Genomic DNA, 15,252 nt, shown 5'->3' on the forward strand with positions numbered 1-15,252 from the left:
TGACCTCATGCTGGATGCGTTGACGTGCGTCGCCGCCGCGTGGCGTTTGACGCACCGCCGAGTATGCAAACTGTGCCAATGGATGACAACGGCCCAGCGTGACGGCATCGAACACGTGAAACGATGAAATTTCCGGCCACGCCGGCGACACGTCTTCGCGTTTATGCGACCGCTGTCACTCGGTGCGGCGGTCGCTCAGTGCGTCCGTTACTCAGTGCGGCGACTCAATGCGATTCCAGCAACGCCGCGAGCAAAGCCGGCAAACCCGACGATGCGGCGGCGACGTTGTCGAGCACGTCCTGCAAGGTGATGACCTCGTCCGGATCGGGGCCGGCGCCGGCCGCCCAGTTGGCGACGATCGCCAGGCAGGCGTAGTCCAGGCCCAACTCGCGCGCGAGCCCGGCCTCGGGCATGCCGGTCATGCCGACCAGGTCGCAGCCGTCGCGGCGCATGCGGGCGATTTCGGCGCGGGTTTCCAGGCGCGGCCCTTGGGTCGCGCCGTAGCAGCCGCCGTCGACCAGCGCCACGCCGGCGCGCTGCGCCGCCGCCAGCACCGCCGCACGCAAGCTGCGCGTGTACGGTTCGCCGAAATCCACGTGCAGCACTTCGGTGCCGGGCTCTTCGCAGAGCGTGGAGATACGGCCCCAGGTGTAGTCGATCAACTGGTCCGGGCAGCCGAGCACGCGCGGGCCGAACCGTTCGGTGATGCCGCCGACCGTATTGAGCGCGAGCACGCGGCCGGCGCCGACGGCCTGCAGCGCGGCCAGATTGGCACGGTAGTTGATCTGGTGCGGCGGCAGCGAATGGCCTTCGCCGTGGCGCGCCAGGAACGCGACGCGACGGCCGCCGAGCGTGCCGACCCGGATCGGGCCGGACGGCGCGCCGTAGCGGGTGACCGGCTGGTGCGATTCGACGTCCTGCAGTTCGGCGATGCGGTAGAGGCCGGTGCCGCCGATGACGGCGAGATCGATGGGCTGGGTCATGAGGCGGGATTCGAAGTGAAGATGGGAATGCAGGCGCGCAGCGGCGGCGCGCCGTCGATGCGGGCCGCGCGCTCAGCGCAGCGCGTAGATCGCCGGCAGGTTGCGGCCCTGCTCGTGGAAATCCATGCCGTAGCCGAACACGTAGCGATCGGGCACGTCCACGCCGACGTAATCGGCGCGCAGGCCTTCCACGCAGCGGTCGTGCGCCTTGACCGCCAGCGCGGCGATGCGCACCTCGGCCGCGCCCTGCTCCAGGCACCAGGCGCGGATCGCGTGCAGGGTATGGCCTTCGTCGACGATGTCGTCGGCCAGCAGCACCCGGCGCCCGCGCAGCGGCGTGGCCGGGCGGTGCTTCCACACCAGGTCGGCGCCGGTGGTGGCGCCGCGGTAGCGGGTGGCGTGCAGGTAATCGAACTCCAGGTCCAGCCCGCGCTCGCCCAGTTCCATCGCCAGTTGTGCCGCGAACGGCAGGCCGCCGTGCATGACCGTGAGATAGACCGGACGCGCGCCGGCGTAATCGTTGCGGATGCGCACGGCCATGCGCGCGATCTCGCGCTCCAGGGTGCGGCGGTCGAAGATCAGGTCGGCGTTTTCCAGCGCCTGGGCCAGGTCGTTGTCGCTCATCAAGCCAGTCCTTCCAAACGGGTGCGGGTGTCGGCGTAGCGGGCATCGGCGATCAGGCCGTCCCAGCCCATCGCGCCGCGGCCGATCAGGCCCAGCAGCGCGGCGGTGTTGAGCGGCCGGCCGGCGACCGCTTGCAGCGACTCTTCTACCAACTGCGGATGACAGACCAGCACGACGTCGCAGCCGGCGTCCAGGTGCGCGTCGATGCGCGCGCGCACGCCGCCGACGGAGAACGCCGCGGCCATGCCGATGTCGTCGCTGAAGACCACGCCGCGGAAGCCCATCTCCTTGCGCAGGATGTCTTCGATCCACAGGCGCGAATAACCGGCCGGCTCCGGCGCCACCGCCGGATACGACACGTGCGCCATCATCACCGCGTCGGCCTTGGCTTCGATGCCGGCGACGAACGGGATCAGGTCGGTGCGGCGCAACTCGTCGAGGCTGCGCGGATCGGCGGCCTGGTCGAAATGGGTGTCGGCCAGCACCGAGCCGTGGCCGGGGAAATGCTTGAGCGTGGCGGCCATGCCGCGCGCGTGCATGCCGCGGATGTAGGCGCGGGTGAACTCGGCCACGACCTGCGGATCGGCGTCGAAGGCGCGGTTGCCGATGGCGAGGTTGCCGCGGCCCAGGTCGACCACCGGCGCGAAGCTCAGGTCGACGCCGCTGGCCTGCACTTCGCCGGCCATCAGCTGCGCGTGTTCCTCGGCCAGCGCCAGCGCGGCCGCGCGGTCCTGGGCGTAGAGCTTGCCGAGCAACTGCAGCGGCGGCAGCGCGCTGTAGCCCTCGCGGAAACGCTGCACGCGGCCGCCTTCCTGGTCCACGCAGATCAGCTGCGGGCGCGGCGCAGCGGCGCGGATCGCCTGCGACAGCTCGGCGACCTGGGCCCGGGAGGCGAAGTTGCGGGCGAACAGGATCACGCCGGCGCAGGCGTCGTGCTGCAGCCAGTCGCGTTCCTGCGCGGTGAGTTCGGTACCGGCGACGCCGATCACGAGCATGCGGGGACTCCTGAGGGAGGATTACGGCGCGGTGCGCGTCGGGCGCATTGTCGCGCAGATGGGGCGGCGGGGCATCCCGGGGATGTCGGGCGCCAGGGGGCTGTTGTGGGAGGGACTTCAGTCCCGATGCTCTTGTGCCGGGTCGCGGCGATCGGAGCGGAAAGCGTCGGGACTGAAGTCCCTCCCACAACCGCAGTCCCTGCGCAACAGCCGCCGGCCCCGGGGCTATGGATCAGTCTTCGCCGGCGCGCTCGGCCGGGCTCCACTGCGCGAACGGCCGGGTCGACAGCGCCAGGTTGTAGTAGCGCGACGAATCGGTGACCTCGCGTCCGGCCCAGGCCGGGCGCTCGAACGCCGTATCGGCGCTGGGCAGCTCGATCTCGGCCACCACCAGCCCGGCGTTGTCGCCGAGGAACTCGTCGACCTCCCACACGAAGCCGGCGTGCTCGACATAGTGCCGCCGCTTGTCGACCAACCCGCCCACGCACAGCGCCAGCAGCGCGCGCGCATCATCGACCGGGATCGGATAGTCGAACTCCTCGCGGGTGTGGCCGAGCTCGCGCGACTTGAGGTTGAGGAAGGCCTCATCGCCGGCGATGCGCACGCGCACAGAGGCTTTCATCGCGCCCTTATCCATCGCGGCCAGGTCGTTGAGATAGCCCTGCGCCATCGGCGCGACCTTGTGCGCGGCTTCGCGCCAGGCGTCGCCGACGACGAGGAATTTGCGTTCGATTTCGATGCCCACGGGAATTCCAATTAGTAAAAACAACGCCGAACCCACCGTCCGCGCGCAGCCGCCGCAACCATCGCCCGCGCCGCCGTACGATGCAAACCATCGCCCCACGTCCCAACGCCGTCATTCCGGCGAAAGCCGGAATCCATTTTGATCTGGCTCTTATTCGGCTCGCGTTGTTGCCCGCAAACCCCGCGAGCGAAGAGCAAAGTCAAAATGGGTTCCGGCTTTCGCCGGAACGACGGCATCAGGGCACTGCAAGCACAACCCGAACCCGAACGCCTCAGCGCTCGAACATCGCGATCGATTCCACATGCCCGGTATGCGGGAACATGTCCATCACCCCCGCCGCGCGCAGCTTCCAGCCCTTCTCGCGCACCAGATAGCCCGCATCGCGCGCCAGCGACGCCGGATGGCAGCTCACGTAGACGATGCGCTTGAACTGCTTGAGCGGCAGCTGGGTCAGCACGAAATCGGCGCCCGAGCGCGGCGGATCCAGCAGCAGGCGGTCGAAGCCTTCGCGCATCCACGGCTCGCTGCGCAGATCCTTGCTGAGGTCGGCGGCGTAGAACTGCGCATTGCCCAAACCGTTGTGCTCGGCGTTCTCACGCGCGCGCCGGACCAGCCCGGCCTCGCCTTCCACGCCGACCACTTCGCGCACGCGCCGCGCCAGCGGCAGGGTGAAATTGCCCAGGCCGGCGAACAGATCGAGCACGCGGTCCTCGGGCTGCGGTTCCAGCAGGTCCAGCGCGTGCTGGATCATGCGGCCGTTGAGCGAGGCGTTGACCTGGATGAAGTCCAGCGGCCGGAACTTGAGTTGCAGATCCCAATCCGGCAGCGAGAACTGCAACTGCGGATCGGCCGGCCACAGCGGATGCACCGTGTCCAGGCCGCCGGGCTGCAGGAAGATCGCGAACTCGTGCTCGCGGCCGAACGCGATCAGCTTGTCGCGATCGCCGTCCGACAGCGGCGCCAGATGGCGGAAGGTCAGCGCGATGCCGCTGTGGTCGCTCATGCGGTCGCCGCCGATGAACTCCACCTGCGGAATCTCGCGGCGCCCGTCCATGCCGTCGATCAACGCGGCCAACGCTTCGACCTTGTCGCCGATCGCCGGGATCACGGTTTCGCAGCGCGAAATATCGGCGACGAAGCGCGGATCGTTCTCGCGGAAACCGACCAGGGTCTTGTCCTTCTTCTCGACCCGGCGCACCGAGAACCGGCCCTTGCGCCGGTAGCCCCAGGCCGAATCGGTCAGCGCCGGCAACACCCGTTCGGGCATGACGTGGCCGATGCGCTCGAAGTTCTCCATCAGCACGCGCTGCTTGGCCAGGATCTGCTTGTCCTCGGCCAGATGCTGCAGCGCGCAGCCGCCGCACACGCCGAAATGCGCGCAGCGCGGCTCGACGCGGTCGGGCGAGGCTTGCAGCACCTGCACGGCGATGGCTTCGTCGAAACTGCGCGAACGCGCGGTCTGCTTGGCCATGACCCGCTCGCCCGGCAGCGCGCCGGTGACGAACACCGCCTTGCCGGCGCTGTCGGGAGCCTTGGGATCGGGACGGCGGCCGACGCCGCGGCCATCGTGGGTGAAATCGGAGATGGCGATTTCGAAGGGAGTCTGATCGATGCGGGCCACAGCGGCTGGCGGGTTTTACGGCCGGCTATTGTCGCATGTTCGGCCATCCCGGGCCGGGGCCGGAAAACCTGAACGTCTGCGCGCCCAAGCTCCTGCGCAGAAACGACAAAGCCCGCCGATGGCGGGCTTTGCGCTTGGGCGCTGGGCGATTGCCGGTTACTTCTGCTTCCAGGCCCCGCCACCGTCCTGATACCACCAGCCGCCCTTGGCGCTTTCGATCCATTGGCGCGAGAACACCTGGCGGATCTGGCCTTCCCACTCCGGGTGGTTGTTGGCCACGGCGATTTCCTTGTAGACCGCGTTGGAATCGCGGTTCTGGTCGGCCACCGCCTGGTTGACGCCGACCCGGTCCGACAGCGGGATCTTGGCCGCGTCGCGCACGCTCACCGTGCCGTTGCTGGCGAAGCCGAGCGCGCCGGAGTCGAACTGAGCGCGCAGCTGCGAATCGAAGCGCTGGGCCATGCGCGACTGGATCGCCTGGATCGCCGGGGTCTTGATCGAGATGTCCGGCGACTGCGCGCGGGCGCTGCCGATGCCGGCCACCGACCACCAGTCGATGCGACTGGCCAGTTGCCCCCACTGCAGCGGGGGACGCTGCAGCGAAGCGCTGCCGCCGGGCTTGCCGCCGTCGGCGGGCTTGGCCTCGGGCTGCGCCGCCGGCGTGTCGCCGATGACCTTCTCGACGAATTCCTTGGCGGCTTCCTTGGCCTCGGCGGCCGGGAAGTAGACGTTGATGGTCACGCAGGCCGTCAACATCACGGCGGCGACCGGTACTCCCATCCAACGGCGCATGTGCGGGTCCTTTCTGGTTGTGCGCGTCCGGCGCGGCGGGCCGCGGGTCCGTCCGCGGCAGTGAACGAATGCGGGCCATTGAACCACGGCGCCGTTGAACCGCAAGGCTACGCCGGCGCGGGCGCGGGCTTCATTGCACCACCGGCTTGAGCTCGCCCTTGCTGACCGCCTCCATGCGCTCCAGCAGCGTCGGCCAGTCGACCCGGTGGTTGTAGCCGACCACGTCCAGGTGCGGCACGCCGGCGCCGCGCACGATGACGAAGCCGGGCCTGCCGTCGGGGCCGGGCTTGGCCGCGTCGAGCCCGCCCATCTGGCAGACCTCGTCGGCGAGCTTGCAGGAGATGCCCAGGCGGGCGTAACCGAAGTCGTCGAAGAAGCCGATCAGCCGGTCCTGCAGGCTGCCGACGAAGGACGAATCGCCGACGCTGGACAGGTCCTGCACCGCGCGCTGGCTGATGCGCTGGCGCACGCCGCGGGTTTTTTCGGTGTGCAGTTCGGCGTTGAACGCGGTCGGCTGCCAGTCGACCAGGCGCAGGCTGTCGATGCGGCCGTACAGGCGCCCGGTGATGCTGCCGAAGCCGAACACGCCGGTCAGCGATTCCAGGTCGATATTGCGCAGCGCCAGGTCCGAGCTCAGCGTCGGCGCGACCCCGAGCGGCCGCTCCATCGCCAGCGACGACACTTCCACGGTGCCGCCGAACAACTGCATGGCCAGGCCGCCGTCGAGCTCCAGGCGCTCGTCGGCGTAATGCGCTTCGGGAATGCGGCCGCTGAGTTCGCCGGTGAAGGCCGGCCAGTCCAGCGCCTTGGACAACTGCCCGACGTCGAGCTTGTCCAGGTTCAGGCCGAAGCGCAGGTCCAGCCCCTTGCCGCCGGCCGGCGGCCGCAAGCGCAGGTTGTCGGCGCCGACGCGGCCGCCGAGCATCGGGAACGAGATCGCGCGCTGCAGCCGGAATTCGCCGTGGTCGCTGGAGAACGGCAGACGGGTGGCGCCGAATTCCAACCCGTACAGCGCGCCGCTGCGCCAGCTCAGTTCGCTCTCGCGCGGCGCGGCATCGGAGTAAGCCAACGTGCCGTCGAGCCCATCGAAACGGAACCGCCCCTGCGCGTCGCGCAGGCGCACCTCGTGCAGCCGCGCGCTGGCCTGCGAGAGGTCGCCGCCGCGTAGGCTCAGCTGCGCGTCGAGGCCGCCGGAGAGTTCCAGTTGGGCCAAGCCGGCCAGGCCGAGGAAACCGCTCAGGTAGCGCTCGCGCAGCGGGGCGAGGTCGGGGCTGTCGAGCTGCAGGTCGAGCGCTTCGATGCTGGCATCGCCGCGCAGCGCGGCGCTGCCGCTCGCGCTCAGCGCGCCCGGGTCGCGCCAGGCGATGCGCGGCAGGCGCCAGCCCTGGCCGGGCGCGCTTTCGGCCTGCACGTCCAGTTCCACCGGCTTGCCCTGCAGGGCGATGTAGGCGTTGCCGAACAGCATCTCGCCGTCGCGCAGGCGCCCGCCCAGGCGCACCCGGGTGACCGCGCCCAGTTCGCTGTCCACGCGCAGGTCGGCGGCGAGTTTTTCCCCGGCGATCAGCCCGTCGGGGGTGTCGAAGCCGGCGCCGGCCAGACGCAGCTCGCCGGCGATGCGCAGCGGCGCGCGCGCGGGCGCGGCGATGTCGAGGCGGCCGTCGAGGGTGCCGCTCTTGATCCGGCCCTCGCTCCAGGCCTGCGCCGCCAGCGCCTGGGTCCAGGCCAGCGGCACCCGGGTCAGGTCGATCCGGGTCAGGTCGGGCGTGGCCGCGGCGCGTTGCAGCGAGACCGCGCTGGCGCCGCGGCTCAGGCGCGCGTCGGTGCTGGCCACGCCCAGGTCCAGCGCCAGCGTCAGCGGCGCGCCGCCCGGCGCGCGCAGCTCGCCCGCGCATCGCCAGCCGCCGCGGCCGTCGCGGCGCAGCGGGCAGCGCCAGGCCACGTTCTGGAAGCGGTAGCCCAGTTCCGGCGCGTCGATCCGCCCGGCCTGCAGCTCCAGTTCGCCCTGCGCGGCGCCGTCGGGCCAGGCCAGCCGCACCCGCACCTGCTCCAGCCGGGCCACGGACGTGACGACCTTGGCGATGCGCGCCTCGAGGGTGCGCGCCTGCGCCGCGGCCGGCAAACTGCACAGCGCCGCCGCCCCGAGCAGGGGCAGCGACAACCCCATCAGTAGGCGTAACATGGGCCGCAGCATGGAAGCAGGATAGCGGGCGGAAGCGAACCGGCAATGAAGAATTCCCAGGTCCCACGCGTGCTGTTGGTCGAGGACGACCCGACCAGCCGCGCCTTTCTGACCGCCGCCGTAGAGGCGGTACCGGCCCAGGTCGACGGCGCCGACAGCCTGGCCGCGGCGATGGCGCTGAGCGCCTCCACCGATTACCAGTTGTGGCTGTTCGACGCGCACCTGCCCGACGGCAGCGGCATCGACCTGCTCGAACGCCTGCGCCGCTCACATCCGGCCACGCCCGCGTTGGCGCACACCGCCACCGGCGAGAGCGAAGTGCGCGCGCGGCTGATCGCGTCGGGCTTCTCCGACGTGCTGGTCAAGCCGCTGCCGGCGGCCGCGGTGCGCGGCGCGATCCGGCGCCTGCTCGACCTGCCCGAACACGACGCGCTGGCCGCCGCGCCGCTGCACGACGCGGCCGCGCCGGTGTGGGACGACGACGCCGCGGCGCGCGCGCTCAACGGCAACCGCGCCCACATCGCCACCTTGCGCGAGCTGTTCGTGCAGGAACTGCCGAACGCGCGGCGCGCGATCCTGGCCGCGGCGCGGATCGGCAATCTCGACGCGCTGCGCGGCGAGTTGCACAAGCTGCGCGCCAGTTGCGGCTTCGTCGGCGCGGCGAAACTTGCGCAGGCGGTGCAAGCCTTGCAGACCCAACCCGATTCGGCGCACGAGCTGCAACGCTTCGAGCGCACGGCGCAGGAAACGGCCGAGCAGGCCAACTGAGCGGGTCGGCCGCGCACCGAATGGTGTGGGCGGGGTCGCATCGAAACAGTCGTTCGCAGCGAGCCGTTCGGCGCGCACGATCCACAGCGTTCGCCGCCAGCCGGCGAACGCTTAGCCGCCGTCGTCGCGCGCCGGCTTCGGCCGCGACACCTGCGCCAGTTCGGCCATCATTTCCCACGATTTCAAACCGCGCGGCCCGAGGTGGTGGACCAGCACCGCGCGCAGCGCATGGCGCAGGCCCGGCAGGTCGCTGGCCTCGGGCAGGCGATCCTCGGCCAGCGCCAACAGCGCGCGCCCGGTCGCCGCGGCGCTGCGTTCGCCGTGGCCGCGGTCGCTGAGCAGGCGGCGCGCGCCCTGCTCCGGGTCGAGCCGATAGCGCGCGGCCGGATCGATCGGCGCGCCGTCGGCATCGGCGCCCCAGTCGAAGCCCGAGCCCAGCGCATCGAGCAGGTCGCGTTCGAACCGGCGCAAGGTCCACGCCAGCTGCGGCCCGTCCAGGCGCGCGCGGGTGCGGCCGTAGAGTTCGTACAGTTCCGGGAACGGATCGCCGCGCGGCACCAGCCGCAGCAGCAGTTCGTTGATGTAGAAGCCGGCCAGCGCGGCGTCGCCGTGCAACCGCGGAGCCGCGTCGACCGCCTCGGCCGTGGTCAGCCGCGCCAGTTCGCCGCGCAGCAAGGCATCCAGGCGCACGTGCTGGAACGGCTGCAAGGCCGCGCGCAGCACCTGTTTCTTCGGCCCCTGCACGCCGCGCGCGACCAGGCCGACGCGGCCGTGCTGCTCGCTCAAGGCTTCAATCAGCAGGCTGGTCTCGCGCCAGGGGCGCACGTGCAGGATGTAGGCGGGTTCCGCGGTCAGGCGCATGGCTTAGGAGCGGGGAACAGGCGATGAGGGATCGGGGAAGGATGGGGACGTTGGCGCTTTGGGTTACGCCGGAGGCGCAGCTTGACCCAGTTTCGGTGTCCGGCGCGCAACGCGCTATCGCGCCGCGCCCGCCATCGCCGGTTCCCTCAGGCCCCTATTCCCGGCCTCATTCGTAACCGAGCTGCCGCAGCGCGGCCTCGTCGTCCGACCAGCCCTCGCGCACGCGCACCCAGGTTTCCAGGAACACCTTGGAACCGAACAGGCGCTCCATCTGGATGCGCGCCTTGGCGCCGATCTCGCGCAGGCGCGTGCCGGCCTTGCCGATGACGATGGCCTTCTGGCCGTCGCGCTCGACCCAGATCACCGCGCCGATGCGCAGCATCGCGCCGTCGACTTCGAAGCGCTCGATCTCGACCGTGGTCGCGTACGGCAGTTCTTCGCCGAGCTGGCGCATGAGCTGTTCGCGCACCATCTCGCCGGCGAGGAAGCGCTGGCTCTTGTCGGTGATCTCGTCCTCGCCGTACAGCGCGTCCTGTTCGGGCAGCAGCGCCAGCAGGCTCTTGACCAGGGCTTCCAGGCCGCTGCGCTTGAGCGCGGAAATCGGATGCACGCCGGCGAACTCGCGGCCTTCGGTGATCTTGGCCAGGTACGGCAGCAACTTGGTCTTGTCGGCGATGCGGTCGACCTGGTTGACCACCAGCACCACCGGCACGCCGGCGCCGCGCAGGGCGTCGTAAGCCAGCGTGTCCTCGTCGTCCCACTGGCCGGCGCGCACGACCAGCAGCGCGGCGTCGACGCCTTCCAGCGAGCCGCGCGCGGCGCGGTTCATCATCCGGTTCATCGCCCGCTTCTGTTCGCGGTGGATGCCGGGGGTGTCGACCAGCAGCAGCTGGCCTTCGGGGAATGTGGCGATGCCGAGCAGACGGTGGCGCGTGGTCTGCGGCCGCTGCGAGACGATGCTGACCTTGGCGCCGACGAGGGCGTTGGTCAGGGTGGATTTGCCGACGTTGGGTCGGCCGATGACGGCGACGTAGCCGGCGCGGTGCGGAGTGGGAGTCATGGGGGGAATTGTCCGCTTGGGCGGCTGGGACGGCAAATTGAGGGTTGGGGGTTGGGGATGGATCGAAGGATCGAAACAGGGGCTAAGGAGTTGGGAATCGGGGGCTGCAGTGGGTCCAGGAGCCTGGATCCGGCGCTGGGAGCGGCTGCAGGTTCCCGAGCCTCACCAGTAACCGTGCCCGCCACCTACCGTCATCCCCGCGAAGGCGGGGATCCAGAGACTTCAGAGTCATGCCTGGATAAAGCCCTGGATCCCCGCCTTCGCGGGGATGACGGTAGGTGGCGAGCGCGGCGGCTTGCGGGCTTGCAGGCTTGCCGCCTCGCCGATGCCTTCGAAGGTCGGCATCCGAGCAAAAACCTGAAGGCGGGCCTCAAGCGCTTCAATCTCCAGGCCCGGCCCCGAAGCGAAAAGCCCGACACCGGCCCCAAAAGCAAAAAGCCCGCCAAAGGCGGGCCCCAAGCTCCAAAGCGATCCCGAATCCCGCCGCTCAATCGTCCGCCTTGAGCTGCCGCAGCACGTCCTCGGCCGCCAACTGCTCCGCGGCGCGGCGCGAGCCGGCCTCGCCCACGGCGCTCAGCGCCGGCTGGGCGACCGTGCAGCTGACCTGGAAGGTCTTGGCGTGGTCTTCGCCGCTCTCCGACAGCAAGGCGTACACCGGCAGCGCTTTCTGCCGGCCCTGCAGCCATTCCTGCAGGCGGGTCTTGGCGTCCTTGCCGACCTTGTGCGCGGGCGGCAGCGCGTCCATCGCCGGCAGGAACCACGGCAGCACCTGCGCGCGGCAAGTATCGAAGCCGGCGTCGAGATAGATCGCGCCGACCACCGCTTCCAGCGCGTCGGCCAGGATCGAGTCGCGGCGGTGGCCGCCGGATTTCATCTCGCCCGGCCCGAGGGTCAGGCGCGCGCCCAGCTCCAGCGCGCGCGCGATCGGCGCCAGCGCCGATTCGCGCACCAGTTCGGCCCGGGCGCGGGTCAGCGCGCCCTCGTCGGCCTGCGGCCAGCGCTGGTACAGCGCTTCGGCCACGATCAGGTTCACCAGCGCATCGCCGAGGAACTCCAGGCGCTCGTTATGCGGCGCGCCGGCGCTGCGGTGAGTCAGCGCCTGCTCCAGCAACGCCGGGCTGGCGAAGCGATGGGAGATCGGATCAGTCACCTTCTTTACTGGTCATCGCCTGCTTGGCTTCGAAATGGCCGATCACGTCGAGATTGGCGATCAGCGGACGGCGCACGTCGTAGGTCACCGTCACTTCCAGGCCGCGGTCGGTGCGCTGGATCTTGAAGTTCTCCGGCCGGACGCTTTCGACATAGCTCATGTCCATGCGGCGGAAGAACAGGTCGCGGATCTTGGCCGAATCCATCTGCCCGGCGCCGGGCTCCTTGGCCAGGTCGGCCAGCGAGCGCTTGACCGAATAGAACTCGGTGTACATCGGCACCAGCTTCATGCCGACGTAGGCGAAAACGCCGACCACGGCCAGCGTGATGATGAAACCCAGCAGAGTGATGCCGCGCTGATTACGCTTCATGAGCTTGAATCCCCGTTTGCTCTAGAGTGCCGATCCCGGCGGAACCGATGCGGAACCGCCGATCCTGGTTGCCGACCGCGCCGTCCCGGGCTTGCCGCTGCGGCCCCGATCCGCGATCCCCGGCGCCGCGCGCCGCCCCATCGGTGCGTCGCGCCGGTCAGGGAATGCTATTACCGATTCGGGAAAAATCCACGCCTTCGTCGAAATTCATCCAGATCAGGAAGGCCCGGCCGCGCAGGTTCTGCTCCGGCAGGAAACCCCAGTATCGGCTGTCCTCGCTGTTGTCGCGATTGTCGCCCATCACAAAATATTCGCCCTGCGGCACCACCCAGTCGCCTTCGCCCTGATCCAGCAGCGGCGATTCGGTGCGCAGCAGGATGCGGTGCACGTGCTCGCCGATCTGCTCGCTCAGTTCCTGCGCGCCGGTCATTTCCGCGCCGTTGCCGCGGCCCTGGTAGGAGCCGATCGGGGTGTAGGCGATCGGCGCGCCGTTCACGGTCAGGCGGCCGTCGCGGTAGCTGATCTTGTCGCCCGGCAGGCCGATGATGCGCTTGATCCAGTCCTGCTCGGGATGGTGCGGCGGACGGAACACGACCACGTCGCCGCGCGACGGCTCGCCCATCGCCAGCACCTTTTGATTGGTGATCGGCAGGCGCAGGCCGTAGGTGAACTTGTTGACCAGGATGAAGTCGCCGGTCAGCAGGGTCGGCATCATCGAGTTCGACGGGATCCGGAACGGCTCGGCGACGAAGCTGCGCAGGATCAGCACCACGGCCAGCACCGGGAAGAACGCCTTGGAATAGTCGACCAGCACCGGCTCCTTGCCGTCGTCGAGCAATCCTTCGCGCGCGGCGCGGCGCTTGGCCAGCACCATCTTGTCCAGCAGCCACACCAGGCCGGTGAACAGGGTCAGCGACACCAGGGCGATTTCGAACCAACGCATGCGTTTTCCTTTGGAGGCCGCCGGAAGCCGGGAGTCGGGAGGCGCAAGCGGCTAGCGCCGCTGCGTTTCCCTCATGCCCGCACCCACCGGCCACGATAGTGGTTGAAGACGAAAACCTCGGGGAGCCCGGATCGCGAGCGTCGCATCGACGAGTCCCGATTCCCCATTCCCTATTCCCGTCCTGATTGCTTGATTGCCCGACTACTTGCTGTCGGTCGAGAGCACCGCCAGGAACGCTTCCTGCGGGATCTCGACCCGGCCGACCTGCTTCATCCGCTTCTTGCCCTCTTTCTGCTTCTCGAGGAGCTTCTTCTTGCGGCTGATGTCGCCACCATAGCACTTGGCCAGAACGTTCTTGCGCATGGCCTTGACCGTGCTGCGGGCGATGATCTGCGAGCCGATCGCGGCCTGGATGGCGACGTCGAACATCTGCCGCGGAATCAGGTCTTTCATCTTTTCGCACAGCTCGCGGCCGCGCCGGTCGGCGTGGCTGCGGTGGACGATGATCGACAGCGCATCGACCTTGTCGCCGTTGATCAGCGTGTCCACGCGCACGAACGGACCTTCCTGGAAACGCAGGAAGTGGTAGTCCAGCGAGGCGTAGCCGCGGCTGACCGACTTGAGCTTGTCGAAGAAGTCCAGCACCACCTCGGCCATCGGCAGCTCGTAGCTGATCTGCACCTGGCTCGCCATATAGGTGATGCCGATCTGCACGCCGCGCTTTTCCTCGCACAGCTTGATCACGTTGCCGATGTAGTCCGGCGGGGTGAGGATGTTGGCGCGGATCACCGGCTCGCGGATTTCCGCGACCATGTTCAACTGCGGCAGCTTGGCCGGGTTGTCCATCGGCATCACGGTGCCGTCGGTCTTGAGCACTTCGTAGATCACCGTCGGCGCGGTGGAAATCAGGTTCAGGTCGTACTCGCGCTCGAGCCGCTCCTGCACGATTTCCATGTGCAGCATGCCGAGGAAGCCGCAGCGGAAGCCGAAGCCCATCGCCTCGGAGCTTTCCGGTTCGAAGCGCAGCGCGGCGTCGTTGAGGCGGAGTTTTTCCAGCGCTTCGCGCAGCGCCGGGTAATCCTCGGCGTCGACCGGGAACAGGCCGGCGAACACGCGCGGCTGCATTTCCTGGAAGCCCGGCAGCGGCGTGGGCGCCGGATCGGCGGCCAGGGTCAGGGTGTCGCCGACCGGCGCGCCGTGCACGTCCTTGATCGAGGCGTTGATCCAGCCCACCTCGCCGGCGCCGAGCTTGGTCAGCTCCTTGCGCTTGGGAGTGAACACGCCGACCTTGTCGACCTGATGGGTGCGGCCGGTCGACATCACCAGGATCTTGCTGCCCGGCTTGATCTCGCCCTGCATGACCCGCACCAGCGAGACCACGCCGAGGTAGTTGTCGAACCACGAGTCGATGATCAGCGCCTGCAGCTTGTCGGTATCGCGCGGCTTCGGCGGCGGGATGCGCTGCACGATCGCTTCCAGCACCAGGTCGACGTTGAGGCCGGTCTTGGCGCTGATCGCCACCGCGTCCTCGGCATCGATGCCGATGACCGCTTCGATCTCGGTCTTGGCGCGCTCGATGTCGGCGGTGGGCAGGTCGATCTTGTTGAGCACCGGCACCACTTCCAGGCCTTGCTCGACCGCGGTGTAGCAGTTGGCCACCGACTGCGCTTCCACGCCCTGGGCGGCGTCGACCACCAGCAGCGCGCCTTCGCAGGCGGCCAGCGAGCGGCTGACTTCGTAGCTGAAGTCGACGTGGCCGGGGGTGTCGATGAAGTTGAGCTGATAGGTGTTGCCGTCCTTCGCCTTGTACGGCAAGGACACGGACTGCGCCTTGATGGTGATGCCGCGCTCGCGCTCGATCGGGTTGGAATCGAGCACCTGGGCTTCCATCTCGCGCGCCTCAAGGCCTCCGCACAGTTGGATGATGCGGTCGGCGAGCGTCGACTTGCCGTGGTCGACGTGGGCGATGATGGAGAAGTTTCTGATCAGATGCATGCAGGGCGACGCGGAATTCGCCGGCTCCAAAGAGTGGGTCGGTCGGGAAAGTTAACGGGATATTGTCGCACAGCCGCCGCTGCGAGTTCGCGGCTCCTGAACCGGCCGCCGGCGCGCGGCCGGACGGGATCACGGATCGCGGCGAACGCCCGCTCGGGCAAACCCG

17 protein-coding genes are annotated in these 15,252 nt (G+C 69.2%); 2 read left to right on the top strand and 15 right to left on the bottom strand.

The window, feature by feature from the left end; translation table 11 throughout:
* Positions 1-224: 224 nt before the first annotated feature.
* The 4 genes from BLU84_RS13325 to BLU84_RS28660 all read right to left on the bottom strand — a co-directional run bounded on the left by BLU84_RS13325 (position 225) and on the right by BLU84_RS28660 (position 2,790).
* Entirely contained in the window at positions 225-983 is a 759-nt protein-coding gene (locus BLU84_RS13325; protein WP_074867609.1) for an S-methyl-5'-thioinosine phosphorylase, read from the bottom strand.
* Between the two features lie 72 nt (positions 984-1,055).
* A complete protein-coding gene (locus tag BLU84_RS13330) occupies positions 1,056-1,607 on the bottom strand; it encodes a hypoxanthine-guanine phosphoribosyltransferase (RefSeq protein WP_074867613.1) in 552 nt (183 codons plus the stop codon).
* Positions 1,607-2,602: a beta-N-acetylhexosaminidase gene (gene nagZ, locus BLU84_RS13335; RefSeq protein WP_074867616.1), complete on the bottom strand. Its 996-nt coding sequence runs from the start codon at positions 2,600-2,602 to the stop codon at positions 1,607-1,609. The genes BLU84_RS13330 and nagZ overlap by 1 nt, the downstream gene beginning before the upstream one ends.
* Complete coding sequence (locus tag BLU84_RS28660; RefSeq protein WP_425479370.1) at positions 2,593-2,790, bottom strand: DUF6053 domain-containing protein; 198 nt, start codon at positions 2,788-2,790, stop codon at positions 2,593-2,595. The genes nagZ and BLU84_RS28660 overlap by 10 nt, the downstream gene beginning before the upstream one ends.
* Here BLU84_RS28660 and BLU84_RS28665 point away from each other — a divergent pair.
* Positions 2,708-2,923, top strand: coding sequence for a DUF6053 domain-containing protein (locus tag BLU84_RS28665; RefSeq protein ID WP_425479386.1), 216 nt, complete (start codon positions 2,708-2,710; stop codon positions 2,921-2,923). The two genes, BLU84_RS28660 and BLU84_RS28665, sit on opposite strands and share 83 nt — an antisense overlap.
* Here BLU84_RS28665 and BLU84_RS13340 read toward each other — a convergent pair.
* The 4 genes from BLU84_RS13340 to BLU84_RS13355 form a co-directional block, all read right to left on the bottom strand.
* Positions 2,835-3,347: a CYTH domain-containing protein gene (locus tag BLU84_RS13340; RefSeq protein ID WP_074867619.1), complete on the bottom strand. Its 513-nt coding sequence runs from the start codon at positions 3,345-3,347 to the stop codon at positions 2,835-2,837. The two genes, BLU84_RS28665 and BLU84_RS13340, sit on opposite strands and share 89 nt — an antisense overlap.
* Positions 3,348-3,618: 271 nt before the next feature.
* Complete coding sequence (gene rlmD / locus BLU84_RS13345; RefSeq protein ID WP_074867622.1) at positions 3,619-4,968, bottom strand: 23S rRNA (uracil(1939)-C(5))-methyltransferase RlmD; 1,350 nt, start codon at positions 4,966-4,968, stop codon at positions 3,619-3,621.
* Between the two features lie 156 nt (positions 4,969-5,124).
* Positions 5,125-5,760: a DUF1318 domain-containing protein gene (locus BLU84_RS13350; RefSeq protein WP_074867625.1), complete on the bottom strand. Its 636-nt coding sequence runs from the start codon at positions 5,758-5,760 to the stop codon at positions 5,125-5,127.
* Between the two features lie 130 nt (positions 5,761-5,890).
* Positions 5,891-7,939 carry a translocation/assembly module TamB domain-containing protein gene (locus BLU84_RS13355; RefSeq protein WP_139174983.1) on the bottom strand — a complete coding sequence of 683 codons (2,049 nt, stop codon included), beginning with the start codon at positions 7,937-7,939 and terminating at the stop codon, positions 5,891-5,893.
* A 45-nt stretch (positions 7,940-7,984) separates the two neighbouring features.
* On the opposite strand from BLU84_RS13355, the gene BLU84_RS13360 reads away from it, so the two are divergent.
* On the top strand, positions 7,985-8,707 hold the full coding sequence (locus BLU84_RS13360; RefSeq protein WP_074867631.1) for a response regulator: 723 nt from the start codon (positions 7,985-7,987) through the stop codon (positions 8,705-8,707).
* A gap of 111 nt (positions 8,708-8,818) precedes the next feature.
* On the opposite strand, the gene recO is transcribed toward BLU84_RS13360, so the two are convergent.
* The 7 genes from recO to lepA all read right to left on the bottom strand — a co-directional run bounded on the left by recO (position 8,819) and on the right by lepA (position 15,086).
* A complete protein-coding gene (recO, locus tag BLU84_RS13365) occupies positions 8,819-9,568 on the bottom strand; it encodes a DNA repair protein RecO (RefSeq protein WP_074867634.1) in 750 nt (249 codons plus the stop codon).
* Between the two features lie 166 nt (positions 9,569-9,734).
* Positions 9,735-10,628, bottom strand: a complete 894-nt coding sequence (era, locus tag BLU84_RS13370) for a GTPase Era (protein WP_074867637.1) — start codon at positions 10,626-10,628, stop codon at positions 9,735-9,737.
* Positions 10,629-10,856: 228 nt separating this feature from the next.
* Positions 10,857-11,087: a hypothetical protein gene (locus BLU84_RS13375; protein ID WP_074867640.1), complete on the bottom strand. Its 231-nt coding sequence runs from the start codon at positions 11,085-11,087 to the stop codon at positions 10,857-10,859.
* 28 nt (positions 11,088-11,115) lie between these two features.
* A complete protein-coding gene (gene rnc, locus BLU84_RS13380) occupies positions 11,116-11,778 on the bottom strand; it encodes a ribonuclease III (RefSeq protein ID WP_074867643.1) in 663 nt (220 codons plus the stop codon).
* Positions 11,771-12,148: a DUF4845 domain-containing protein gene (locus BLU84_RS13385; protein WP_074867645.1), complete on the bottom strand. Its 378-nt coding sequence runs from the start codon at positions 12,146-12,148 to the stop codon at positions 11,771-11,773. The genes rnc and BLU84_RS13385 overlap by 8 nt, the downstream gene beginning before the upstream one ends.
* 157 nt (positions 12,149-12,305) lie before the next feature.
* Positions 12,306-13,091 carry a signal peptidase I gene (gene lepB / locus BLU84_RS13390; protein ID WP_074867648.1) on the bottom strand — a complete coding sequence of 262 codons (786 nt, stop codon included), beginning with the start codon at positions 13,089-13,091 and terminating at the stop codon, positions 12,306-12,308.
* A gap of 201 nt (positions 13,092-13,292) precedes the next feature.
* The gene (gene lepA / locus BLU84_RS13395) at positions 13,293-15,086 is read right to left on the bottom strand and encodes a translation elongation factor 4 (RefSeq protein WP_074867651.1); all 1,794 of its coding nucleotides are present in this window, start codon (positions 15,084-15,086) and stop codon (positions 13,293-13,295) included.
* Positions 15,087-15,252: the final 166 nt, after the last annotated feature.

Origin of the sequence: Lysobacter enzymogenes (genome assembly GCF_900106525.1) — a bacterium.
In the GTDB taxonomy this organism is placed as follows: Bacteria; Pseudomonadota; Gammaproteobacteria; order Xanthomonadales; family Xanthomonadaceae; genus Lysobacter; species Lysobacter enzymogenes.

What these genes read in the sequence shown, in the direction of transcription:
- BLU84_RS13350 (WP_074867625.1), bottom strand. Translation starts at nt 5,760, where the DNA reads ATGCGCCGTTGGATGGGAGTACCGGTCGCCGCCGTGATGTTGACGGCC.
- lepA (WP_074867651.1), bottom strand. Translation starts at nt 15,086, where the DNA reads ATGCATCTGATCAGAAACTTCTCCATCATCGCCCACGTCGACCACGGC.
- BLU84_RS13330 (WP_074867613.1), bottom strand. Translation starts at nt 1,607, where the DNA reads ATGAGCGACAACGACCTGGCCCAGGCGCTGGAAAACGCCGACCTGATC.
- nagZ (WP_074867616.1), bottom strand. Translation starts at nt 2,602, where the DNA reads ATGCTCGTGATCGGCGTCGCCGGTACCGAACTCACCGCGCAGGAACGC.
- BLU84_RS13355 (WP_139174983.1), bottom strand. Translation starts at nt 7,939, where the DNA reads ATGTTACGCCTACTGATGGGGTTGTCGCTGCCCCTGCTCGGGGCGGCG.
- era (WP_074867637.1), bottom strand. Translation starts at nt 10,628, where the DNA reads ATGACTCCCACTCCGCACCGCGCCGGCTACGTCGCCGTCATCGGCCGA.
- recO (WP_074867634.1), bottom strand. Translation starts at nt 9,568, where the DNA reads ATGCGCCTGACCGCGGAACCCGCCTACATCCTGCACGTGCGCCCCTGG.
- lepB (WP_074867648.1), bottom strand. Translation starts at nt 13,091, where the DNA reads ATGCGTTGGTTCGAAATCGCCCTGGTGTCGCTGACCCTGTTCACCGGC.
- BLU84_RS13360 (WP_074867631.1), top strand. Translation starts at nt 7,985, where the DNA reads ATGAAGAATTCCCAGGTCCCACGCGTGCTGTTGGTCGAGGACGACCCG.
- BLU84_RS13325 (WP_074867609.1), bottom strand. Translation starts at nt 983, where the DNA reads ATGACCCAGCCCATCGATCTCGCCGTCATCGGCGGCACCGGCCTCTAC.
- BLU84_RS13385 (WP_074867645.1), bottom strand. Translation starts at nt 12,148, where the DNA reads ATGAAGCGTAATCAGCGCGGCATCACTCTGCTGGGTTTCATCATCACG.